Below are 22,014 nucleotides of genomic sequence, written 5' to 3' on the forward strand. Positions count from 1 at the left end.
CGATTCTAGGCGCAGTGGGACTATGGAGGCATGAACGACGGTCCGAGCAAGCCCAACCCGCTGCAGTACATCCTGTACTCCTACGGGAGGAGCGTGCTGCCGCCGTCGATGCACGAGTGGGTCGCCAACGACCTCGCCGGCCCCCGCGCCGCGCTGCGGACCGTCGTGCGGTTCGCGATCCCGTGCATCCTGATCCTGGTCCCGTTCTGGTTCATCGACACCTCCGTGCTGAACCGCGCGACGATGACGCTGCCGATCTTCATCCCGTTCGTCTACTTCTCGATCGCGCTGAACAAGATCTACCGGCGCGGGCGGCTGCGCCACCACGGCCTCGACCCCGATCTGGTCGACGTGATCGCGCGCGAGCGCGAGGCGGACCTGCACGCCGAGTACATCGCCAAGTACGGGCCGCGGGACGAGCGCCCGGGTCACACCTGAGCCGCACTGCACACTGATATGTGAGACACGTCCTACTATCAGTGACATGGCGCTCACCGAACTCGTCCAGAAGCTGGCCCTGAAGATCCCCGTGCCGCTCGTCGCAGGCGGCGCGAAGCTTCTCTTCGGGCTGCCCGTTTCCGTGAAACGACGGCTCGGCACCCCGCAGACCGTCGACGGCAACGAGCTGGACCTCGACTCGCAGATCACGCTGCTGATGCTCCGGGCGCAGGGCGTCGACGGCCTCTCGGGCGCCCGCGACCTCGCCCACTCCCGCGCGTCGATGCGCATGCTGAGCGCGGCCGTCGGCGCGGGCACGGCCCCGTCGGTCGGCACGCGCGGGCTCATGGTCGACGGTGCCGCCGGTCCCCTCCCGGCGCGCCTCTACACGCCCGCCGGGCTCGAGGCCGGTTCCCCGCTCGTCGTCTTCTTCCACGGCGGCGGCTTCGCGCTGGGCGACCTGGACACCCACGACGCCCCGTGCCGGTACATCGCCGACCGCGCGCGGGTGCGGGTGCTGTCCGTCGACTACCGGCTCGCACCCGAGACGATCTTCCCCGCGGCCGCCGACGACGCGGTCGCCGCCACGACGTGGGCCCTCGAGCACGCCGACCAGCTCGGTGCCGACCCCGCGCGGGTCGCCGTCGCGGGCGACAGCGCGGGCGGCAACCTGTCCGGCGTGGTCGCACGGGAGCTGGCCCTGGCCGGCGGCGCACAGCCGGCGTTCTCCCTGCTCTTCTACCCCGTGACCGGGGCCGATCCGGCGAACCGCAGCCGCGAGACCTTCGCCGGCGGATACTTCCTCACCAAGGCCGACATCGAGTACTTCCGGCAGTTGTACACGCCGGAGCCGGGCCAGGACACCGATCCGAAGTTCGATCTGCGGCACGCCGACGGCCTCGCCGGCATCGGACGGACCCATGTCGTGGTGGCCGGGTTCGACCCGCTCCGGGACGAGGGCGCGGCGTACGCGCAGCGGCTGCGGGACGCCGGCGTCGACGCCACGACCCAGCTCGCCCCCGGCGCTCTGCACGGCTTCCTCAACATGGTGGGCGTGAGCGCTGATGCACGCGTCGACGTGGACGCCGCGCTCGACGTCCTGAGGGCCGCGCTGAACGACAGTTAGCGACAACAAGGGTTGGCAGTTGCAGTCGCATGCGAACACGCATGTCACGAAAGGTGGCACCTGTACGCGTATACCCCGTATCGTGGGTTCTGCGGCCGCCATATGACGTCTCCCCCCACGTCGGTGGCTGCGTGATTGAGCCTTGATACCGGTTCCCCCTCCTCCCCCCATTCCGGGAGCCGGTATCAAGGCCTTTCACGTTTTCAGCCCAGCTCCGCCCGGGTGGATACTGGAGGGGTGACGGATCTCGACCAGGCCCCCGTTCCGGCCGCCGCGCAGCCGGAGCAGGCACAACGCACCTTCCTCGACGTCGGCGGGATGACCTGCGCCGCGTGCGTCGGCCGGGTCGAGCGCAAGCTCAACAAGCTCGACGGGGTGCGCGCCGTGGTCAACCTCGCCACGCGGACGGCCACCGTCGAGCACGCGCCCGGCGTGTCCGTGGAGGACCTGACCGGCACCGTCGAGGCCGCCGGATACACCGCCGCGCCGAAGTCCCCGAACCCGCGCCGCGCGATCCTCGCGGAAGAGCGCGAGCGGCGCGACGTGCTGCGCCGGCTGATCGTCTCGCTGGTGCTGTTCGTCCCGGCCGCGGACCTGTCGATCGTGCTCGCGACCATCCCGTCGACCCGCTTCCCCGGCTGGCAGTGGGTGCTGCTCGCGCTGAGCCTGCCCGTCGTGACCTGGGGCGCGTGGCCGCTGCACAAGCGGGCCTTCCTGGGCGCGCGGCACGGCGCCGCGACGATGGACACGCTGGTCTCGGTCGGCATCATCGCGGCCACCGCCTGGTCGGTGGTCACGGTCCTCACGCCAGGACGGCAGCGGCCGGATCCGCACGGCTTCTGGAACGCGATCATCCAGTCCGACCCGATCTACCTCGAGGTCGCGATGGGCGTCACCGTCTTCGTGCTCGCGGGTCGGTACTTCGAGGCATCCGCCCGCGCGAAGGCCGCATCGGCGCTGCGGGAGCTCGCCACGCGCGGCGCCCGCGAGGTATCGGTGCTGGTCCGTGACGGTTCCGAGCTCCGGATCCCCGTCGGCGAGCTGCGCGAGGAACAGCGGTTCGTGGTGCGGCCGGGCGAGACCATCGCGACGGACGGCATCGTCGAATCCGGCTCCGCGTTCGTCGACAACTCGGCGATGACCGGCGAGTCGCGGCCCGTCCCGGCCGGCCCGGGAGATCGGGTCGTCGGCGGCACCGTCTGCCAGGACGGACGCCTGACGGTGCGCGCGACCGCGGTCGGCGAGGACACCACGTTCGCCGCGATGCTCCGGCTCGTGGAGGACGCGCAGGCGACGAAGGCGCGGATGCAGCGCCTCGCCGATCGCGTCTCCGCCGTCTTCGTGCCCTGCGTCTTCGCCATCGCGGCGCTGACCTTCGTGGGCTGGCTGATCGGCAGCGGGATCGACAGCGCCGTCAAGTCGGCGATCGCCGTGCTCGTCATCGCCTGCCCCTGCGCGCTCGGCCTGGCGACGCCCGTCGCGTTCATGGTCGCGTCCGGCCGCGGCGCGCAGCTCGGCGTGTACGTCCGCGGGCATCGGGCGCTGGAGGCCACCGAGACGATCGACACCGTCGTCTTCGACAAGACCGGCACCGTGACCACCGGCGTGCTCTCGGTGGCCGGCGTGAGCGTCGCGCCCGGATTCACCGAGGACGGGGTGCTCCGTCTCGCCGGGGCGGTCGAGGCGGCGTCCGAGCACGCCGTCGCGCGGGCCGTCGTCGCGCGGGCGGGCGCCGATCTGCCCGCGGTCGAGGACTTCCGGGCCGTCCCCGGGCTCGGCGCGACCGGCACCGTCGAGGGTGCCGCCGTGCGCGTCGGCTCGCCGCGGTTCGTGGCGCCCGGGACGCTCGCCGGGGCCGTCTCCGCCGCGGCCGAGTCCGGGCGCACCGTCGCGGTCGTGGAGGTCGACGGTGCCGTCGCCGCCGTCCTCGAGGTCGCCGACACGATCAAGGCCGATGCCGCGGACGCCGTCGCGCGGCTGCACGAGGCCGGCATCCGGACCGTGCTGCTGACCGGCGACAACGCCGCCGCCGCAGCGAAGGTCGCTGCGCTCGTCGGCATCGACGACGTGCGGGCCGACGTGCTGCCCGACGGGAAGGTCGCCGCTGTCCGTGAGCTGCAGGCGGAGGGCCGGAAGGTGGCGATGGTGGGCGACGGCGTGAACGACGGCCCCGCCCTCGCCGCTGCCGACCTGGGCCTGGCGATGGGCACGGGTACCGACGTGGCGCAGAGCGCCGCGGACATCGTGCTCATGCGCGAGGAGCTGTCCGCGGTGCCCGACGCGCTGGGGCTCGCGCGCGCGACGCTGAAGACCATCAAGACGAACCTGGTGTGGGCGTTCGGCTACAACGTCGCCGCGATCCCCGTCGCCGTCGCCGGCCTGCTGAATCCGCTCATCGGCGCTGCCGCGATGGCCTTCAGCTCCTTCTTCGTCGTGTGGAACAGCCTGCGCCTGCGGAAGTTCGGCACGAAGTAGCCGTGCGGCCTGAGGTACAGGCACGTTCGCCGAACAGGTCATGCCGGACCTGCATAGCCTTGTCTCTGCAGGTCACAGCCGTATTCATCGGCGCACGTCATGCGGATTCCGCATGGCCTCCGCGAGCCCCGACAGGCCACAGGTCAGCCGGTATGCCGATTCCGCATGACTTGGCCGCTAAGGAACTCTGTGACCTGCAGAAACAAGCTATCCAGAATTGGCATAGCAGTCGCCGCGAACAACCACTTCGATACTTGGCCGCCCAGCACCATCGGGACGGCTGGCATGCGGGACGGACAGCTCAGAGCAGTTCGGGCTCGGAGTCCTCGTCGCGGTTTCGCCAGGCCCAGTGCAGCACCAGGCCGAGGGTGACCAGGGCGATGGCGGCTTCGTCGGTGGCCCAGGCGACCACGCCGCCGACGAACTGATCGCGGTGCAGGTCCGTCATCCACTCGAAGTCGAGGTACAGGTACAGACGGGAGCCGACGAGCCCGTCCATCGTCATCACGATGAGCGCGAAGACCATGGTGATCGGCATCATCGCCAGCAACATGCCGATGCGGCCGATGAAGGGCAGCTCGCCCGGCACCGGGTCGATCTGGAAGACGCGCCAGTAGAACAGGAATCCGGTGAACAGCAGCGCGGCGTAGATCGCGAGGTGGCCCCAGTGGTACCGGCCGATGGCGTCGAAGAGCGGCGTGAAGTACAGCCCGTAGAGCACCGCGGCGAACAGGGCCAGCTGCACGACGGGCCGCATCAGCACGGCGAAGGAGCGCGAATCGAGGAACGTCGCCAGCCAGCGTGCGGGCGCCCCGGTCAGGGTGTCGCGCATCAGCGTGATCGGCGCGCCCAGGAGCAGGAAGACCGGCACGATCGAGGTCATCAGCATGTGCACCACCATGTGCACGCTGAACATCGCGTTCGAGTAGGTGCGTAGCCCCGAACTGGTCAGGGTCAGCAGGAAGGCGCATCCGAGTACGAAGAAGACGCTGCGGTACCACGGCCAGTTCGTGGTGCGCCGGACCAGCAGCAGGTAGCCGACGGCGAGGGCGATGGCGAACGGCGCGAGGTTCAGGTCGGGACGCCAATTGCCGAGGAAGGCCATCGCGCTCGGGGGGTCCGGCAGGTTGTAGCCGAGGAAGTTCTCACCCACCGTCGGGCGACCGCGCAAGAAGGGTGGCGGCGTGAGCTCGGACGCCGCGATCGCGGTTCCGAAGGCGGCCGTCAGCAGGGCGGCCGCAGCCGGCAGCGCGCGGAGCCAGTGCGCCGCGCCCGCCGCGAGCAGGAGCGCGCCGGTCGCGAGCAGCAGCAGGCCGTACCAGGTGACCCACAGGTCGGAACCGGGCGCCATGACCACGGCGATCACGATGCCGTTCAGCAATGCGACACCCGCGTACGCCGGCCCGATCCACCGACGCTCGGGCCGGGCAGGCAGCCGTACCGCGGACCACAGGCCGCCCAGCCACAGGGCGGCGACCACGCCGAGCGTCGTCAACGCGGCGGTCGTGTAGTCGTGGTTCCAGTTCTGGGCCTCGTTCGCGGTGACCACGGTCGCGAGCAGGCCGACCACGGCGGGAAGCAGCATCCACAGGTGTGCGATCCACGTCATCGCGGTGCGCAGGCCGATGTAGACGATCACCGCGCAGACCAGTGAGACGATCCAGCCCTTGGCGGTCTCCGATGCGGAGATCAGGATGCCGAGACCCCCGACGCGATACGTGTCGACGAGGTTCTGGGCAGCGCTCTCGGCGGCCGCCAGGAAGATCATCGGGAGGGAGACGACGGCCCAGGCGGCGGCGTACCGTCGGGCCTGCAGCTGCGTGAGGTAGCCGCGCAGGCCCAGCTCCCCCGTGTCGAGGGCCTTGGTCCGGAAGACGGCGTACGCGACGGAACCGAAAGTCAGGGCGGCGGCGATGGTGCCGATCACCCGGCCGACGGCCGCCCCGTACGCGGTGACCGCTCCGGGGTACGCGTTGCCGTTGACCAGGTAGCGCAGTTCGCCCTCGCTCGCGACCAGCCAGACCACGACGGCGATGGCGGCGAGGGAGCCGACGACGAGAGCTGCGATGCCACCCCGGCGCGGCGCGCCCGGGGATCCTTCGGTCATCGCAGCGGCGTCGGACTCCTGCGCCACCGTCGTCAAGTTACTTCGCGTCCTTGATCTTCTTCACGGACTTGTCGAAGAAGCCGTTGAACTCGCCGCGGTCGGGGTCGCCGCCGAGCTTGGTGCCCTGCACCGCGACGGTGTAACCGCGCAGCGAGGCCACGCCGACCAGCACCTTCTGGTGGATCGGGAAGGAGTCGTCGCCCTTGGTGCGGGTGCCGTCGAGCGCGATCTCGAAGGTGGCCTTCTGCTTGTCCGAGGAGACCTCCTTGGTGATGGCGCGCACCTTGATGGCGCCGCCCCGCGGATCGCTGGTCTCGATGGTCACGTCGGAGCACAGCTTCAGCAGGCCGACCTTGACGGTGTCGACGTCGACGTCCTTGGCCACCAGCGTCTCGCTCAGGCTCTTGCGGTCCTGGTCGTGCACGCCGGCGACGGTATCGCCGTCGCCCTGGCCGCCCTTGGCGGCGGCGAGGATGTTCTTGCACTCCGGCGGGGTGACCTTCGCCGAGTTCGCGAGGGTCAGCGGGTCGGCGCCGAGCTCGTTCGCCAGCCGCTGCTGCGGCGACGGCACGACGATGTAACCGCTCGGGAAGTCGCTCGAATTGAGGAGCAGCTCCGCCGACGGCGCGGCGGGCTTGCCGGTGGTGTCGGGATCGGCGACGGCGACTCCACCGGTCAGGCCGGCGACCAGCGCGGTCGCGGCGGTGAGGGTGGCGGCACGACGCAGGCCCGCTCGCTTGAGGTCAGTGTTCGCGTTCATCGATTCCTCTATCCGTTCTCGTCGGCCCGGCGTTACTGCGCGGCGCGGCCGCGCAGTGCCATCCGGCCGAGGGCGGCCACCGCCACCACGATCTCCGCCGCGGCGAAGACGATCATGAGCGTCATCCAGGGCTGCATCGAGCCCATCGAGTGGCCCATCGCCCCCATGTCCATGCCGGGCATCGAGTGATCCATGCCGGCCATACCGGCGTCCATCGCCGACATGAGCACCGGGTGCAGCGCGATCATGATCGCGCCCATCGCCGCCGTCCGAACCCACGCGCTCACCGTCGGGTTACGGAAAAGGCAGACGGAGCAGTGCGCGCAGCCGATGAGCATCGCGGCGACGATCAGCGAGGCGACCCAGCTGTGGTCGCCGAGCATCGGCAGATGCACCAGCGACGTGGCGAGGGCGACGGCGGCGCCGACCCAGCCCCAGATCCGGGTGGTGCGCGACATCTCGGTGTTCTCCGGGTGCTTGTGCATCACGCGGGCCATCCTACCTGGGATTTCGCGGCGAGCAGAATCCCCGATGAGGCTGTGCCCACGGCAACGCCGGGCAACCCGTGTCACTTGACCGTCCCCGGCCGTCGTGATCGACTGGGCGCAGGTAATCGGCGTTACGAAACCAGCGCTTCAGCAAACCGACCGATCGGAACGGGTCCGTCATGAACGCGAAGCACTTGGGTGGCGCGGTGGCCGCCGCCCTGCTCACCGCCACCACACTCACCGCGTGCGGGTCGAGCGACGACCAGCAGGACAGCTCCGTCGCCTTCACCCAGGTGACCGGCGACGACTTCACTGCCAACCCCGGCGCCTGGCAGACCGACGGTGTGCCGGTCCCCGACAAGGGGGTCACGATGGTGGGCGACCCGGTCGCCGCGCAGGCAGTGGCGAACGCGGGACTCGAGCAGGGCACGATCACCGCGAGCTCCGAGGGTGCCACCGTGTTCTACCCGAAGGCGCCGCCGATTCCGGGCCTGCCGGTCGGGCAGCAGGAGGTCGCACCGCCGCCTCCGCAGCTCACCCGGCCGGTGAACACCCGCCCGTGGAACTACACGCCCCATCAGATCAGCGTGTACCGGCAGATCTGCGAGACCGGCCGGTGGAACGACTGGGTCGCGGGCGCCGAGGTGCAATCGCAGACGTGCTGGACCGTGTACGGCCGCCAGCTCGGCGTGCGCCCCTGGTACCCGGGCCAGCCCAAGCCCTGGGAACGCCCGACCTGGCCGAAGCCGTGGTTCGAGGACGGTTTCCGCGCCGATGTCCCCGTGATGTGGGTGTACCCGCGTGACTGGAGCCGGCCGCGGCCGCAGCCCATCGTCTCCGTCTCGATCGGGCTGAACGTCCCCCAGAACCCGTACGCACGGCCCAACCCGCGCTTCCGCGACGACCCGTACCTCCCGGTCTGGGCCGTCACGCCCGGCCGGCCCGTCGCCGCCCGGGACCAGGCGCGGGTCGTCGCGCCGTGGCTGGCCTACGACGTCACGCCGACGGTCCGCTACACGTCGCCGCCCGTCTACCCGGGCACGATCCTGGCCGCCATTCCCGCGTCGGGCCGGACCGAGGTCATCACCGCGCTCCCCGGCGCGGACGGCGAGTGGAACCCGAACCGGGACAAGACGGTGCTCATGCCCTCCGCCCGGGCCATCGCCGGCGCCGCCGTCTACAACGGCACGCGCGCGGACGTGGTGCGCGCGTTGGGCGAGGACGTCGACGTGAAGGTCGCGACCAGCAGGAGCCGGGCGTCGACCACGACGTCCACGACCACCACGACGACGACCACCGAGAAGAGCTCGAACACCTCCTCGGCCACGAAGTCCGCCGATGCCGACGCCGACGGCACCGGGGCCGCGACGACGACCCGCACCACCGACCGCACGACGACGACAACCACCACGGAGAAGCCGTCGTCCACGAGTCGCACGACGTCGAAGACGACCGAGCCGACCACGACCGAGGCGACGTCTCCGTCATCGAGGACCACGACCGCTCCGAAGACCACGACGACCGAGGCACCCGCCACCACGACGACGACCGAGAAGCCGGCGACCACCACCACGACGACGCCCACGCGGACCACGACCAAGCCCGCCGTGACGACGACCACCACGACCGCGGCGCGCTGATCGCGCCTGTCGCGACGGCCCTCGGGCGTGTCACGATGGGCGGATGCGCGAACGCTTGCCGCGGTACCGGCTACTCACCGGCCCTGACGACGCCAAGTTCTGCCGCCGCGTGAGTGAAGCGCTCGACGTCGGCTACGCACTCCATGGTGGCCCCGCCGTGACGTACGGCGCAGGGACGGTCATCGCTGCGCAGGCCGTCGTGTGGGCGGGCGAAGGCCGGCCGCCGTTGGCACCTCCGTCGACATAGCGGCGCGAGAGGGCGGCGCGGCAGATCCCGGTCGGGGCGCAAGTTCAGGTACTGGACCGGAATCCGAGTACCACCGACCACCGTGTCGAGAATGAACATCGTGTCCTAGCGACGAATGCACATCGCCTCGCCACCCCGAGCGGACAGCACCACCGATCCACCGCACCGGACCAGGCGGCGTGACTAGATCCGGCGGGCCAGCCCCACGCGGGCGAGGGTGCCGACGAGCCGCAGCGTGCGGCCGACCTGGCGGGGCGACGCCATGATGGTGCGCTTGTGGCGATGGCCCGCCTCCGCGACGGGCTTGCCGTCGAGCCGATCGGCGAGCCACCCGAGCAGCAGCGGCGCCGAGAGGAAGTGCATGGAGAAGTGGTCGCTCCACTGATCGGTGAGGTACTCGACGTGCGTGCCGCCGGACGCGTACCGCTCCACGTGGGCCTCGGCGTCGGCGGCCGGGGAGATCTGATCCTTGGTGGACTGCACTACGAGCATCGGCATAGCCGGCGAGGACTGGCCGGGCCGGATGTCGTCGAAGATCTCCAGCAGCTTCGGCAGCCGGGCGACCTCGTCGAACGACAGCTCCGGGCAGTAGTACCCGAAGTCCTTGTGCGCCATCTTGCGGATCGCCCGCTCGGGCGACCAGTCCAGCGCGTCCTCGTAGAAGAGCTTGCGCCCCTTCTCATCGACGTGCTCGGCGAGCACCTCGCGCAGGGTCGGGTACTCGCGGGCGAGCGCCGCGATCACCAGCGTCGGCAGGCCCGTGAACAGGGTGTTGTTGAGGTACACGAAGACATTGCCCGGGTCGGAGACCGGCGCGCCGACGGCGCCGGCGATCAGGTTCAGCTCCGGGGCGTACGACGGTGCGATCTCCGCCGCCCAGGAGGTGGCGAGGCCGCCACCGGAGTAGCCCCAGACGCCCAGCCTGGTGTCCGCGGCGAGGCCGAACGGCTCGTGCGAGAGCGCGGCCCGCAGACCGTCGAGCACCATGTATCCGGGCTCACGGGGGATGCCCCAGCGGCCCGCCTGGCCGCCGTGGTCCGGCACCGAGACGGTCCACCCGCGCGCGACCGCCGCGGCGATGAACAGGTACTCGATCTGCGGGAACGAGGCGTCTTCGGTGCGGACACCGTGCTGCAGCACGTACGAGGGGAACGTCTTGGGGTGTAGCGAGTCGATCGCGCACTGGTACGAGACCAGCGGCGCTCCGGGCTTCGCGCCGCGCAGCGGGCTGATCACCGTGGTGACGGTGACCTCGGGCACGCCGTGCATGTTCACGGTGCGGTACAGCAACTGCGTCGCGCGCACCTTCTGCTTGATCCGGCCGAGGAAGCCGATGCTCACGTCGCGGTACCGCAGCACGGTGCCCTCGGGGGCGTCCTCGAAGCCCGACGGGGCGTCGAAGAACGGGTCGATACCCACCATCTGCGGCTCCGCGGGTGCGGGCCACTGCTCGGCGAGCTCCGTGCGATTCTGCACAGCCGTCATGTCGCGTCCTCCTGATCGGGCGTCCGGAGCGACTGTACACACACTTGGGACAAATCTGAAGAATCTGTCCCATTGCGGTTCGGTTGCGAGACGCTCCCCGGCACCGCACTCGATGCCGGTCGCGCGCGCATGAACATCCGGTGAATCGGTCCGGCGGTGAACCCGCAACGGCTAGCCTTCAGTTCGCTTAATGACCGATTGAGGTGAATGCCATGACTCCTGGCGACCGCGTGCAGTTGCGCGACGAAGTGCTCAGCTTCGGCACCGTGCTCAGCACCGACGACGAGGCGGTGTCCGTGAAGCTCGACGACGGCCGGGCCGTCGCGGTGCATCGCGAGGCCCTCGTCCTCCTCTGACCCCGGTTTCCGCCTGCCGGCCCACTCAGGAGCCGGCCGCGGCCAGCATCGTGAGCGTGGCGCGCATGGATTCGATGACGGGCTCGGTCACGATCGTCGGGTCGATCGCGCGCTGGATCCCCAGCCCGATACCGGCGGAGAGCAGCAGCTCCGCGGCGGATTCGAGCGTCGCGCGGAGCTCCCCGGCGATATCGCCGGCACCGTCGGACTCGCCCCGGACCAGGTCGACGAGCATGTCCACGACGGTGCGCCGCGCCTCCGACCGGAGTTCGACGATCATGGCCAACAGTTCCGGATCGTTGCGGGCGACGGTGATGAATTCGAGCTCGAGCATGGTCCAGCCGACGTCGCCGGCGGTCCGCCGCACCCAGTCGGCCAGCAGGTCGATCCGCTCCTGCAGCGCACCGTCGCCGGTCACCACCCCGGCGAGTTCGCCGATCTTCTCCTCGTGGATGGCCTGCAGCACCTCGCGGCAGAGATTCGGCTTGTCGACGAAGTTGGAGTAGACGGCGCCCTTCGAGTAGCCGGCGCGATCGGCGATGTCCTCCAGGCTCGCGGCGGCGTAGCCCACCTCCAGGAAGCGGTCGCGCGCGGCGGCGAGCAGATCGGCGCGCGTCTGCGCGCGCTGCTCCACCCTGGTCAGCCTGGCCACGGGGGAAGACTACGCGACGAGGTATTCAAAAACTCCGGGTATTCGGATACTGTCGGTCGCATGAACCTGTTCTCGTCTCGCGATCATCTCGCCCGGCTCGACGGCGCCCTCGTCGTCGTCACCGGCGGCGCCCGCGGCATCGGCGCCGCGACCGCCCGCCTGTTCGCTCAGCACGGCGCCCGCGTCGTGCTCGCCGACGTCGACCTGGACGTGGCGGAATCCACCGCGGCGACGATCCCCGGCGCCCGCGCCGCCCGCCTGGACGTGACCGACCGCGCGTCCTGGGCCTCCCTCGTCGCCGCGACGGGACCGATCGACGTGCTGGTCAACAATGCCGGTGTCATGCCGCTCGGCCACTTCGAGGACGAGCCCGAGGCCACGACCGACCTGATCCTCGACGTCAACGTGCGCGGCATGCTGAACGGCATGCGCGCCGTGATACCCGGCATGACGGCCACGGGTCGCGGGCACGTCGTCAACGTCGCGTCGATGGCCGGCATGATTCCGATCCCCGGCATGGTGACCTACAACGCCAGCAAGTTCGCGGCGCTCGGCGCCTCGCTCGCCGCCCGCCGCGAGTACGAGCCCGCGGGCGTCACCGTCTGCGCGATCCTCCCGTCTGCCGTCCGGACGGAACTCTCCTCCGGCGCGCAGCTCGGTGGCGGCATGCCCACCGTCGATCCGGAGGACGTGGCGGCCGCGATCCTCGACACCCTGCGCACCCGCGCCGCCCGCACCTCCGTCCCGAAGTGGGTCGCCCCGGGCTGGAGCCTCGTCGAGGCCTTCGTCCCCGAGCCGATCGAGCGCCTGGCCCGCAGGCTGATCGACGACCGCCGCACGCTCGACCTCGACGCCGCGGCCCGCAAGGCCTACACCGACCGCATCGCCCGGCAGGCGACCGAGCACGCCGCCCTCACCGACGGGGAGGCCGCCCGATGACCCGCGCGCTCGTCATCGGGTGCGGCGGCACCATCGGCGGGGCGTGGACCATCGCCGCGCTGGCCGCGCTCGAGGAGCAGCTCGGCATCGACGTCCGCGACCTCGACGTGCTGCAGGGCACCTCCGCCGGTTCGGAGATCATCACGGCGCTGCAGGCCTTCTCAGTGCAGGACCTCGTCGCGATGCAGGAGGGCCGCGCGGAATCGCCGGTGCTGCAGCATCATCTGGCCGCGACGCCGGCCCCGCTGCCCCGCATCCCGTTCTCGCTACCGAGCGATCCGACCACCCTGTGGACGCGCCGCGGCGGCCACGCCCCGCTGACCGGCATCGCCCCGCGCGGCCGCGGCGACGCGACCTGGCTGCAGGACCTCGCCGACGCCACCGTCGGCGCCGGCGCACCCGTGCCGCCGAGGGCCCGGCTCGTCGCGTACGAACCCGCCACCGGCGAGCGCGTCGCCTTCGGCGCCCCCGGGGCACCGGAAGCCACTGCCGCCGAGGCGCTGCGCGCGTCGTGGGCGATCCCCGCGTGGATGCCGCCGGTCGAGATCGAGGGCCGCACCTACGTCGACGGCGGCGCCGCGTCGACGGCCTCGGTCGACCTCATCACTCCGAAGGACGCCGACGAGATCGTCGCCGTGGTGTCCATGGCCTCCGCGCCGGGCGTCCGCGGCCCCGGCCTCGGCGGCCTCCTCGAGTACGCCGCCCTGCGCCGCCCCATGTCGGCCGTCTTCTGGTCCGAGGTCGCCGTCGCGCGGGCCCGGGGGCAGAGGGTCACCGTCATCGCGCCCGACGGTGCCGACCTCGCCGGGCTCGGCGCGAACTTCATGGCCCGGGGCAAGCGGGCCGAGGCCTTCGCGGCCGCGCGCCGCACCGCGCCGGCCGCCGTCCGCCGCGGGCTGGAGGCGGCGCGATGACCGAACCCCGCATCGTGGTCATCGGCGCCGGCGTCGCCGGCATCTCGACCGCCCACGTCCTGCAGGAGCAGGGCTTCACCGACTGGGTCGTCCTGGAGAAGGGCGCCGACGTGGGCGGCGTCTGGTTCTGGAATCACTACCCGGGCCTCACGTGCGACGTGCCCTCGCAGATCTACCAGTTCGCGTTCGCCCCGAAGCCGGACTGGGAGCGGATCTGGGCCACCGGGCCGCAGATCCAGCAGTACCACCGCGAGGTCGTCGAGCAGCTCGGCCTGCAGGACCGGATCCGCTGCAACACCGAGGTCCTCGCCGCCGAGTTCGACGACGCGTCCGCCACCTGGACCCTCACCCTGAACACCGGCGAGACGATGGTCGCCGACGTCGTCGTCTGCGCCACCGGTGTCCTGCACAATCCCGCGATCCCCGACATCGAGGGACTCGCGGACTTCGCCGGCGACGTGGTGCACACCGCCCGCTGGGACGATTCCCTCGTCACCGAGGGTCGGCGGATCGCGATCATCGGTACCGGATCGACCGGCGTGCAGGTGGTCTCGGCGCTCCAGCCGAAGGCGAAGCACCTCACGCACTTCGTCCGGTCGCCGCAGTGGGTGCTGTGGGCGCCGATGCGACTCCCGCAGATCGGCGTGCTCACAACGCTGTTCGAGCGCGTTCCGGGGCTCCTCGACCAGGTGCACCAGGGCTTGCTGTGGGGCTCGGGCATCCTCGCCGACATCGTGACGAAGCCCTCCTGGCGCCGCCGCGCCGTGCAGGCCTACGCACGGCTGTCGCTGCGCGCGCAGGTCCCGTCGTCGATGCGCGCGGACCTCACGCCCGACGACGAGCCGCTGTGCAAGCGGCAGGTCGTCTCCGGCACGTACTACGCCGCGCTCAAGGCGCGCAACGCCTCCCTGGTGACCGAGGGCATCGAGCGCATCGAGGCGGGCGGCATCCGTACCGCGGACGGCACGCTCCACGAGGCCGATCTCCTCGTGCTCGCGACGGGTTTCCGCGCGCACGACTACATGCGTCCGATGCGGGTCACGGGCCGCGACGGCATCAAGCTCGACGACGCCTGGTCGGGCGGCCCACGGGCCTACCGCATGACCGCGATCCCCGGCTTCCCCAACCTGTTCACCGTGCTCGGTCCGAACTCCCCGACCGGCTCCATCTCGCTGCAGTTCTCCGCCGATCTCACCGCGAAGTACATCGCGCAGTGGCTCGACCGGTTCCGCCGCGGCGAGGTCGGCTCCGTGGAGGTCACGGAGGAGGCCACGGACGCGTTCAACCGGCAGGTGGCCGACGCGATGGGCCCGACGGTGTGGAACACCGGCTGCAACTCCTGGTACTTCACCGAGGGCGGGTCGATCGACCTGTGGCCGTTCGACCGGAAGACCATGGTGCGCATGCTGTCCGCACCCGACGACGCCGATTTCCACATCCGACGGTCCGCGGACCGCATCTGACGGTCACGGCGTCCCGAGACGGGCGCGGAGGACCGAGAGGGCCCGGTGCTGCGTGAGCAGCACCTGGCCCTCCGTCATCGTCAGCACCCGCGCACACTCGGCGACGCTGCGCCGCTCCACGATCCGCAGGTACAGCACGATCCGCAACTCGTCGGGCAGGCGGTCCACCAGGGACCCGCGCGCACGCATCGGTGCGGCATCGGAGTCGATCATGGCGTGATCCTCCGGCGCGCGTGCGGCGAGGAGCCCGCCGTCGTGTCGCGATCACGTCACGATCGCGTCGTAGCCTCGGATCAGAACCACACCCGGGCGAGCCAGGCCGCGAGGCCGAGCCCGCAGATCGCCACCGCCACCCGCAACTTCCCGGCGTCGATCCGCGCGACCACGGGCGGGCCGCACCAGCCGCCGGCGAAACCACCGATCGCCATGGCGATGGCGGCCGGCCAGTGCACGGGACCGAAGACCGCGAAGCCGAGGGCTGCGGCCAGATTCGCCACGCCGAGCGCGTAGCTCTTGAGCATCGCCGCGCGCCACAGCGGTTCGGCGGTCGCGAGCAGCGTGAGCGCCAGGATCATCACGCCCGCACCCGCACCGAAGTAACCGCCGTACACCGCGACCAGGAAGACGCCGGCCGGGTAGAACCGCGCGAGCCGCCGCACCGCCGGGCGCTCGTGCAGATGCGGCTGCAGCAGGATCGCGACCGCGGCGATCGCGATGAGCACCGGGACCACCCGCTCGAAGGTGTCTCCCGGTGCGAGCAGGAGCAGTGCCGATCCGGCCGCACCGCCCGCGACGGCCGCCGCCGCGAGAGTCCGCATCTGCGCGCGGTCCCGGGCGAGCTCCGACGCCGACGAGGCGATCGACCCGCCGCCCACCGCCACCATCGCGACGGTGTTCGTGACGTTGGCGGCGACCGGGGACAGACCGACGGCGAGCAGCGCGGGATAGGAGACGATCGACGCCAGCCCGGTGATGTAGCCGATGAGCCCGGCACCGAACCCGGCGACCACCATCGCGGTGATCATCAGCGCCGTCATCGGATCTCCACCGCCCGCACTCTACCTGCGCGAACGGCGCGGATTCAGACCGCGGGCTGCTGCTGGGTGATGCAGTGGATGCCGCCGCCGCGGGCGAACAGCGGCCGCGCATCGACGGTGACGATCTCCCGGCCGGGATACGCGGCGGCCAGGGCCTCCACGGCCACGGCGTCGTTCGGATCGTCGAAGGAGCAGGCCACCACGGCGTCGTTCACCACGACGTGGTTGATGTAGCTGTAGTCGACGAAACCCTCGGCGTCGCGGAGCACCGTCGGCGCGGGGACGGGCACGACGTTCCAGGGGCGGCCCGCGGCGTCCGTCGATGCAGCGAGCACGTCCCGCAGCATCGCGCACCGCGCGTGATCGGGATGCGACGGATCCTGCTGGTCGTGCAGCAGGGCGGTACCGGGCGACGGGATGGTGGCGACGATGTCGACGTGACCGCGGGTGCCGAAGGTGTCGGAATCGCGGCTCAGCCCGAAGGGCAGCCACACGGCGTGCGTCGCGCCGATCGTCCGCGCCAGCTCGTCCTCGACCCGCACCTTCGACAGGCCCGGGTTGCGTCCGGGATCGAGCTGCACGGTCTCGGTGAGCAGGACGGTCCCGGCACCGTCGACGTTGATCCCCCCGCCCTCGTTGACCAGCTCCGACCCGATGTACTCGGCGCCGGCGAGCTCGGCGACGAACCGCCCGATCCGGCTGTCGCGGTCCCACGTCGCCCAGGACTGGCCGCCCCAGCCGTTGAAGACCCAGTCGACGGCGCCGAGCCGGCCCGCCTCGTCGACGACGAAGGTCGGGCCGATGTCACGCATCCACGCGTCGTCGAGCGGCGCCTCCACGATCTCGACCCGGCCGGACAGATACCGTTCCGCGGCCTCGCGTTCCGCGGGGTCGACCACGACCGTCACGGGCTGGAAGTCAACGATCGCGTTCGCGACCGCCGCCCACGTGGCGCGGGCGGAGTGCTGCTCCTCAGCGGTGTCACCGAGGGAGTAGCCGGCGGACGGGTAGGCCATCCACGTGCGGGTCTGGGGCGCCGTCTCCGACGGCATGCGCCACGTCATCGCACACCGCCGAGCTGCGCGCCACCGAGCGGGCCGTGCGCGGCGACGGGCTCGACGAGCGGGCCGTAGGTGTCGGGCCGGCGGGTGGCGAGGAACGGGAACAGGGTCAGCCAGTCGCGCCGTTGGTCGAGGTCGAGATCGGCCACGAGCACCGCGGAGGCGTCGCGCGGCGCCTCGACGAGGATGCGCCCGTACGGGTCCGAGATGAAGGAGCCGCCGTAGAAGGTGATCGCGCCCTCGTTCCCCCACCGGTTGGGCACCACCATGAAGGTGCCGCTCGAGATCCCGTTGCCCACGATCACCTGCCGCCACAGCGGTGCGGTGTCGAACGCGGGATGGTCAGGTTCGGAGCCGATGGCCGTGGGATAGGCGATCACGTCGGCGCCGCCCAGCGAGTAGGCGCGGGCGACCTCGGGGAACCACTCGTCCCAGCAGGTGGGGAGGCCGAAGCGGGCGCCGCCGAGCGCGGCGGGCGCGTGCACGGGGTACGGGTCGGCGCCGTCGGCCTGCGCGGGGCCGCACCGGAAGTAGGTGTCCTCGTAGTAGCCGGCGGTGACCGGGATGTGCAGCTTGCGGGTGCGCGCGAGCAGCTCGCCGGACGGGGAGACCATGATCGCGGTGTTGTAGCCGAGCGGCTCCGCGTCGGGGTGGCGCTCGTAGAGCGAGGCGTGCACCACCACGTCGTGCTGCTTCGCCGCGGCGGCCGCGAAGGCGAAGGTTGGGCCGGTGAGCAGGTCCTCCGCGAGCGCGCTGGGCCGCGCGCCGCCGCGCTCGAACGCCGGGTAGCGCAGCAGGGTGATCTCGGAGAGGAAGACGACCTCCGCCCCGGCCCCGGCCGCCTGCCCGATCGCGGCGGTGAGCTCGGCCGCGAGCAGGTCCGCGTCGTCGTGCCAGCAGTGCTGTACGAGTGCGACGCGCAGTGGGGCGCGATCCGGGGGGTCCACGCGGGCGGGCGACACCGGGATCTCCGGCGCGACGATGAGCTCCATCTCGGCTCCTCACAGATTTATCGATAGGCTTTCGATAAAGATAGACCGCGGTGACCGCCGCCACAAGAGTCGAATCGAATTGGATTCGATTTCGACGCCGGATCGGGTAGCTTCGTGCAGGTGAGCAGACGTGTCGGACGCCCCAGTACGCCGCAGCTCGACCGGGCCGCGATCGGTGCGGCCGCGCTGGAGCTGGTGGACCGGGAGGGCACGCTGAGCATGCCCGCCCTCGCCCGGCGGCTCGGCGTGCAGGTCTCGTCGATCTACCACCACGTCGACGGGCGCGCCGGCGTGATCGGCCTCGTGCGGGATCTCGTGACCGTCGATATCGACGCCACCTGCTTCGACGAGCTCCCCTGGGACGAGGCGCTCGACACCTGGGCGCGCACCTATCGCACGGCCTTCGCCGCGCACCCGTCGGCGGTGCGGCTGCTCGCCACCGAGACCATCGGCGGCCGGCAGAACCTCGCGATGTACGCCGCCGCGACGGCGGGCCTGCTCCGCGCGGGCTTCCCGGTCGAGCAGGTGATGGCGATCGTGGTGGGCGTCGAGAACTTCCTGCTGGGAGCGGCGCTCGATGTCTCGGCGCCCGACGTCCCCATCGCCCTGGACGACGACGGCGACGACCGGGCCGCCACCGACGACCTGCGCCGGGCCGTCGCCGCGGCACCGTCGGGCCCGGAACGCTCGCTCCAGGCCTTCGACCTGGGGCTCGCGGCCCTCATCGAGGGCCTGCGCGCGTTACTCGTCGCTGAGTAGCAGCGCCAGTAACAGCTCGGCGCGCACCCGCGCCGATTTCAGGTCGACGCCGAGCATCGCCTCGACCCGCTCCACCCGCGCCCGGGCCGTGTGCCGGTGCACCCCCAGCGCGGCGGCCGTCCCCTCCCACTGGCCGTGGTTCTCCAGGTACGCCCGCAGCGCCTCGACCAGCCCGTCGCGCGCGCGCAGCGGCTCCAGCAGGGCCCGGTCGAGCCGGCCGAGCGCCTCCCTCGTGCCCGGGTCGGTGATCAGCGCGCGCCCCGCGAGGGCCGCGGCGTCGACCGTGCTCCCACCGGGCCGGGCCGCGCGGGCCGCCAGCTCGGCGGCCGCGACGGCCTCGGCGACGGCGCCCGTCGCGTGCGGAGCGCCCAGTCCCAGCTGCAGCCCGCCGCGCTCGCGCGGGGTGAGACCCGCGACGAGCGCGTCCGCGAAGGCCGGGGTGTCGCGGCCGCCCAGCAGCGCGACCACTCCCCCGGAGCCGGTCGCCTCGGTCACGAACACCGGCCGGCCCGCGTCGTGCAGCGCCGCTCGCACGGCGGACACCACCGCGTCCGGGTCCGCCCCGCGGCGGATCACGAGCGCCCGGATGCCCGCCGGGTCGGCCGCCTCCGCCACCAGCTGCGCGGCGTCGTCGAGGTCGCCGCCCGCCGACAGCACCAGGCGCAGCGCGGCGGCGTTCATCCGCCACTGCGCGAGCCGCAACCGCAGCGGCCGCTCGAAGTCCAGCGCCAGCAGGGAGTTGGCGTGGCCGATGAGCACGTGATCGGCGGCCGAGGGCTCGTGCGGCAGAACGACGCCCAGGTGGCCGTGACCGCGATCGCCCACCCGGATCGGCTGGGTGACGATGGTGCCGCGCCGGACGGCCGGATCGGCGGTGCGCACCGTCACCGGTCCGACCGCCGAGGCCGTGACGTGCGCCCGCGCCTGCTCCCCGACCTCGCGCGCCACCGCCGGATCGAGCTCCGCGGGGTGCGCCTGCACGACCCGCCCGCCGCGGTCGAGCAGGAGCGCCGCGCCGCCGCTGCCCACCGACAGCTCGCGCAACGTGGCCGACGGTCCGCCCGCGACCGCCGCCCGGGTCATGCGCTGCTGGGCGCGGCTCGCTGCGAGCTGTGCCGCGTTGGCGCGGCGCGCGATCTCGTCGATGACGGTGCGCGCGACCGCCACGAACGGGGTCGGCAACGGCACGTCGACCAGCGCCAGCCCGACCTCGTCGGCCGCCTCCACCAGGGCCGCGGGCGCGCTGGCGCGCGAGACGCCGACGCCGAAGCCCAGCGCGGAGACGCCGCGCGCGGTCAGCCGCCGCACGTAGTCGCGGCAGCCGTCGTCGCCGGGAGGGATGCCGATCCCCGTGGTCAGCAGCATCTCGCCGCCCGCCAGCCAAGGCGTGGGATCGGCGAGCTCGGTGGTGATGACGAAGGTGATGGGGACGTCGATCGCGGTCGCGCCCGCACGGAGCCCGAGGCCGAGGTCGCGCTGCGCGAGCAGCCAGCGCACAGTGACCGCCATACCGCTCCAATCCGTCGAGTCCTGACGACCGATTTCGCCATTCTGGCAGATGCGGCTCGCGGTGACCCAGCGCACAGTGAGAGGACTTCCCCCGTCCCCCACCCGAAAGGGCCGCGATGTCCGACCGCCTCCAGAACTTCATCGACGGCGCGTTCGTCGACTCGACGTCGTCCGCGTCGATCGACATCGTCGACCCGGCCACCGAGGCCGTCGTCGCGGTCTCGCCCGTCTCGACCGAGGAGGAGGTGGCCACCGCGATCGCCGCAGCGGAGCGCGCGTTCCTCACCTGGGGCCGCACCACGCCGAGTGCGCGCCAGGCCGCGCTCCTGCGCCTCGCCGACGCCATCGAGGAGCACGCCGACGAGATCGTCGCGGCCCAGGTCCGCAACACGGGCCAGATCGCGGCGCTGGTGAAGTCGGAGGAGGTGCTCGTCTGCGCCGACCAGGTGCGGTTCTTCGCCGGCGCCGCCCGGATGCTCGAGGGCCGCTCGGCCGGCGAGTACATGGAGGGCTTCACCTCCTACGTGCGGCGCGAGCCGATCGGCGTCGTCGGCCAGGTGACCCCGTGGAACTACCCGTTCATGATGGCGATCTGGAAGATCGCGCCCGCACTCGCCGCCGGCAACACCGTGGTGCTCAAGCCCTCGGACACGACGCCCGAGTCGACGCTGGTGCTGGCGCGGATCGCGCAGGACGTGCTCCCCGACGGCGTCCTCAACGTCGTGCTCGGCGACGGTGCGGTCGGCGCCCGGCTGGTGAGCGATCCCGCGCTCGGCCTGGTCGCGATCACCGGATCCGTCCGCGCCGGCATGGCGGTCGCGACCGCGGCCGCCGCGGACGTCAAGCGCGCGCACCTCGAGTTGGGCGGCAAGGCGCCCGCCGTCGTCTTCGGCGACGCCGACATCGCCCGCGCCGCCGAGGGCATCGCCCAGGCCGCGTTCTTCAACGCCGGCCAGGACTGCACCGCCGCGACCCGCGCGCTCGTGCACGAATCGGTGTACGAGGAGTTCGTCGCCGCCCTCGTCGCGCAGGCGGGCGCCCTGCGCCCGGGAGCCCCCGGCGACCCGGACGCCTTCTACGGCGCGCTCAACAACGTGCACCACTTCGGACGCGTCATGGACAAGCTGGCCGCGCTGCCCGCACACGCGACCGTCGCGACCGGCGGGAAGCGGTTCGGCGACACCGGCTTCTACGTGGAGCCGACGGTGATCACGGGCGTGCGACAGGACGACGCGATCGTGCAGGAGGAGACCTTCGGCCCGATCATCACCGTGCAGTCCTTCGCCACCGAGGACGAGGCGGTGACCCTCGCGAACGGGGTGCGGTACGGCCTGGCGTCCAGCGTCTGGACCACCGATCACGCGACCGCGAACCGCATGAGCATCCGGATCGATGCGGGCGCGGTCTGGATCAACTGCCACATCCCGCTCGTCGCGGAGATGCCGCACGGCGGATTCAAGCACTCGGGTTACGGCAAAGACCTCTCGGCCTACGGCCTGGAGGACTACACCCGAATCAAGCACGTCATGAGCAGCAACGACTGACCTCCCGACCCGGCCGACCCCG

General features: G+C 71.7%; 21 protein-coding genes. 11 read left to right on the top strand and 10 right to left on the bottom strand.

The window, feature by feature from the left end:
- Positions 1-30 precede the first annotated feature (30 nt).
- The 3 genes from ELY19_RS06985 (at position 31) to ELY19_RS06995 (ending at position 4,039) form a co-directional block, all read left to right on the top strand.
- Positions 31-438 (top strand): DUF5313 domain-containing protein, encoded by a 408-nt coding sequence (locus ELY19_RS06985; RefSeq protein ID WP_126195578.1) that lies wholly within the window; start codon positions 31-33, stop codon positions 436-438.
- 46 nt (positions 439-484) lie between these two features.
- Entirely contained in the window at positions 485-1,564 is a 1,080-nt protein-coding gene (locus tag ELY19_RS06990; RefSeq protein WP_126195579.1) for an alpha/beta hydrolase, read from the top strand.
- Between the two features lie 237 nt (positions 1,565-1,801).
- Positions 1,802-4,039: a heavy metal translocating P-type ATPase gene (locus ELY19_RS06995; protein WP_126195580.1), complete on the top strand. Its 2,238-nt coding sequence runs from the start codon at positions 1,802-1,804 to the stop codon at positions 4,037-4,039.
- Positions 4,040-4,340: 301 nt separating this feature from the next.
- Here ELY19_RS06995 and ELY19_RS07000 read toward each other — a convergent pair whose 3' ends face one another.
- From ELY19_RS07000 to ELY19_RS07010, 3 genes are read right to left on the bottom strand one after another with little or no spacing between them, the layout of a single operon-like run.
- A complete protein-coding gene (locus ELY19_RS07000; RefSeq protein ID WP_126195581.1) occupies positions 4,341-6,173 on the bottom strand; it encodes a cytochrome c oxidase assembly protein in 1,833 nt (610 codons plus the stop codon).
- 10 nt (positions 6,174-6,183) lie between these two features.
- Positions 6,184-6,906, bottom strand: coding sequence for a hypothetical protein (locus tag ELY19_RS07005; protein WP_126195582.1), 723 nt, complete (start codon positions 6,904-6,906; stop codon positions 6,184-6,186).
- 32 nt (positions 6,907-6,938) lie between these two features.
- Positions 6,939-7,394 (bottom strand): hypothetical protein, encoded by a 456-nt coding sequence (locus ELY19_RS07010; protein ID WP_126195583.1) that lies wholly within the window; start codon positions 7,392-7,394, stop codon positions 6,939-6,941.
- A gap of 179 nt (positions 7,395-7,573) precedes the next feature.
- Here ELY19_RS07010 and ELY19_RS07015 point away from each other — a divergent pair, with 179 nt between their 5' ends.
- A complete protein-coding gene (locus ELY19_RS07015) occupies positions 7,574-9,034 on the top strand; it encodes a hypothetical protein (protein WP_126195584.1) in 1,461 nt (486 codons plus the stop codon).
- Positions 9,035-9,077: 43 nt separating this feature from the next.
- Entirely contained in the window at positions 9,078-9,281 is a 204-nt protein-coding gene (locus tag ELY19_RS07020) for a DUF1737 domain-containing protein (protein ID WP_126195585.1), read from the top strand.
- A 183-nt stretch (positions 9,282-9,464) separates the two neighbouring features.
- Here ELY19_RS07020 and ELY19_RS07025 read toward each other — a convergent pair whose 3' ends face one another.
- Positions 9,465-10,766: a lipase family protein gene (locus ELY19_RS07025; protein ID WP_126195586.1), complete on the bottom strand. Its 1,302-nt coding sequence runs from the start codon at positions 10,764-10,766 to the stop codon at positions 9,465-9,467.
- Positions 10,767-10,978: 212 nt separating this feature from the next.
- Between ELY19_RS07025 and ELY19_RS23400 the strand changes: the two genes are divergently transcribed.
- Positions 10,979-11,122, top strand: a complete 144-nt coding sequence (locus ELY19_RS23400; RefSeq protein ID WP_164711542.1) for a hypothetical protein — start codon at positions 10,979-10,981, stop codon at positions 11,120-11,122.
- 25 nt (positions 11,123-11,147) lie between these two features.
- Here ELY19_RS23400 and ELY19_RS07030 read toward each other — a convergent pair whose 3' ends face one another.
- Complete coding sequence (locus tag ELY19_RS07030; RefSeq protein WP_126195587.1) at positions 11,148-11,774, bottom strand: TetR/AcrR family transcriptional regulator; 627 nt, start codon at positions 11,772-11,774, stop codon at positions 11,148-11,150.
- 60 nt (positions 11,775-11,834) lie between these two features.
- Between ELY19_RS07030 and ELY19_RS07035 the strand changes: the two genes are divergently transcribed.
- From ELY19_RS07035 to ELY19_RS07045, 3 genes are read left to right on the top strand one after another with little or no spacing between them, the layout of a single operon-like run.
- Complete coding sequence (locus tag ELY19_RS07035) at positions 11,835-12,713, top strand: SDR family oxidoreductase (protein ID WP_126195588.1); 879 nt, start codon at positions 11,835-11,837, stop codon at positions 12,711-12,713.
- A complete protein-coding gene (locus ELY19_RS07040; protein WP_126195589.1) occupies positions 12,710-13,627 on the top strand; it encodes a patatin-like phospholipase family protein in 918 nt (305 codons plus the stop codon). Before ELY19_RS07035 ends, ELY19_RS07040 begins: the two co-directional genes overlap by 4 nt.
- A complete protein-coding gene (locus ELY19_RS07045; RefSeq protein WP_126195590.1) occupies positions 13,624-15,090 on the top strand; it encodes a flavin-containing monooxygenase in 1,467 nt (488 codons plus the stop codon). The genes ELY19_RS07040 and ELY19_RS07045 overlap by 4 nt, the downstream gene beginning before the upstream one ends.
- Before the next feature lie 3 nt (positions 15,091-15,093).
- Here ELY19_RS07045 and ELY19_RS07050 read toward each other — a convergent pair whose 3' ends face one another.
- The 4 genes from ELY19_RS07050 to ELY19_RS07065 all read right to left on the bottom strand — a co-directional run bounded on the left by ELY19_RS07050 (position 15,094) and on the right by ELY19_RS07065 (position 18,180).
- Entirely contained in the window at positions 15,094-15,303 is a 210-nt protein-coding gene (locus tag ELY19_RS07050) for a sigma factor-like helix-turn-helix DNA-binding protein (protein ID WP_126195591.1), read from the bottom strand.
- Between the two features lie 80 nt (positions 15,304-15,383).
- Positions 15,384-16,127: a sulfite exporter TauE/SafE family protein gene (locus tag ELY19_RS07055; protein ID WP_126195592.1), complete on the bottom strand. Its 744-nt coding sequence runs from the start codon at positions 16,125-16,127 to the stop codon at positions 15,384-15,386.
- A gap of 44 nt (positions 16,128-16,171) precedes the next feature.
- Positions 16,172-17,191, bottom strand: a complete 1,020-nt coding sequence (locus ELY19_RS07060; RefSeq protein ID WP_126195593.1) for an agmatine deiminase family protein — start codon at positions 17,189-17,191, stop codon at positions 16,172-16,174.
- Complete coding sequence (locus ELY19_RS07065) at positions 17,188-18,180, bottom strand: nitrilase-related carbon-nitrogen hydrolase (RefSeq protein ID WP_126195594.1); 993 nt, start codon at positions 18,178-18,180, stop codon at positions 17,188-17,190. The genes ELY19_RS07060 and ELY19_RS07065 overlap by 4 nt, the downstream gene beginning before the upstream one ends.
- Positions 18,181-18,300: 120 nt before the next feature.
- Here ELY19_RS07065 and ELY19_RS07070 point away from each other — a divergent pair, with 120 nt between their 5' ends.
- Entirely contained in the window at positions 18,301-18,939 is a 639-nt protein-coding gene (locus ELY19_RS07070) for a TetR/AcrR family transcriptional regulator (protein ID WP_227966638.1), read from the top strand.
- On the opposite strand, the gene ELY19_RS07075 is transcribed toward ELY19_RS07070, so the two are convergent.
- Positions 18,922-20,448 carry a PucR family transcriptional regulator gene (locus tag ELY19_RS07075; protein WP_126195595.1) on the bottom strand — a complete coding sequence of 509 codons (1,527 nt, stop codon included), beginning with the start codon at positions 20,446-20,448 and terminating at the stop codon, positions 18,922-18,924. The two genes, ELY19_RS07070 and ELY19_RS07075, sit on opposite strands and share 18 nt — an antisense overlap.
- Positions 20,449-20,564: 116 nt before the next feature.
- Between ELY19_RS07075 and ELY19_RS07080 the strand changes: the two genes are divergently transcribed.
- Positions 20,565-21,992, top strand: coding sequence for an aminobutyraldehyde dehydrogenase (locus ELY19_RS07080; RefSeq protein WP_126195596.1), 1,428 nt, complete (start codon positions 20,565-20,567; stop codon positions 21,990-21,992).
- The last annotated feature ends 22 nt before the right edge of the window (positions 21,993-22,014 follow it).

The sequence above is a fragment of the Tsukamurella paurometabola genome, from assembly GCF_900631615.1.
Classification (GTDB): domain Bacteria; phylum Actinomycetota; class Actinomycetes; order Mycobacteriales; family Mycobacteriaceae; genus Tsukamurella; species Tsukamurella paurometabola_A.

Bases quoted from the DNA above. Each gene is read 5' to 3' on its own strand.
- ELY19_RS07050 (WP_126195591.1), bottom strand. From the start codon at position 15,303: ATGATCGACTCCGATGCCGCACCGATGCGTGCGCGCGGGTCCCTGGTG.
- ELY19_RS07025 (WP_126195586.1), bottom strand. From the start codon at position 10,766: ATGACGGCTGTGCAGAATCGCACGGAGCTCGCCGAGCAGTGGCCCGCA.
- ELY19_RS07055 (WP_126195592.1), bottom strand. From the start codon at position 16,127: ATGACGGCGCTGATGATCACCGCGATGGTGGTCGCCGGGTTCGGTGCC.
- ELY19_RS23400 (WP_164711542.1), top strand. From the start codon at position 10,979: ATGACTCCTGGCGACCGCGTGCAGTTGCGCGACGAAGTGCTCAGCTTC.
- ELY19_RS07065 (WP_126195594.1), bottom strand. From the start codon at position 18,180: ATGGAGCTCATCGTCGCGCCGGAGATCCCGGTGTCGCCCGCCCGCGTG.
- ELY19_RS07005 (WP_126195582.1), bottom strand. From the start codon at position 6,906: ATGAACGCGAACACTGACCTCAAGCGAGCGGGCCTGCGTCGTGCCGCC.
- ELY19_RS06990 (WP_126195579.1), top strand. From the start codon at position 485: ATGGCGCTCACCGAACTCGTCCAGAAGCTGGCCCTGAAGATCCCCGTG.
- ELY19_RS07080 (WP_126195596.1), top strand. From the start codon at position 20,565: ATGTCCGACCGCCTCCAGAACTTCATCGACGGCGCGTTCGTCGACTCG.
- ELY19_RS06985 (WP_126195578.1), top strand. From the start codon at position 31: ATGAACGACGGTCCGAGCAAGCCCAACCCGCTGCAGTACATCCTGTAC.
- ELY19_RS07045 (WP_126195590.1), top strand. From the start codon at position 13,624: ATGACCGAACCCCGCATCGTGGTCATCGGCGCCGGCGTCGCCGGCATC.
- ELY19_RS07060 (WP_126195593.1), bottom strand. From the start codon at position 17,191: ATGACGTGGCGCATGCCGTCGGAGACGGCGCCCCAGACCCGCACGTGG.
- ELY19_RS07040 (WP_126195589.1), top strand. From the start codon at position 12,710: ATGACCCGCGCGCTCGTCATCGGGTGCGGCGGCACCATCGGCGGGGCG.
- ELY19_RS07020 (WP_126195585.1), top strand. From the start codon at position 9,078: ATGCGCGAACGCTTGCCGCGGTACCGGCTACTCACCGGCCCTGACGAC.
- ELY19_RS07035 (WP_126195588.1), top strand. From the start codon at position 11,835: ATGAACCTGTTCTCGTCTCGCGATCATCTCGCCCGGCTCGACGGCGCC.
- ELY19_RS07075 (WP_126195595.1), bottom strand. From the start codon at position 20,448: ATGGCGGTCACTGTGCGCTGGCTGCTCGCGCAGCGCGACCTCGGCCTC.
- ELY19_RS07015 (WP_126195584.1), top strand. From the start codon at position 7,574: ATGAACGCGAAGCACTTGGGTGGCGCGGTGGCCGCCGCCCTGCTCACC.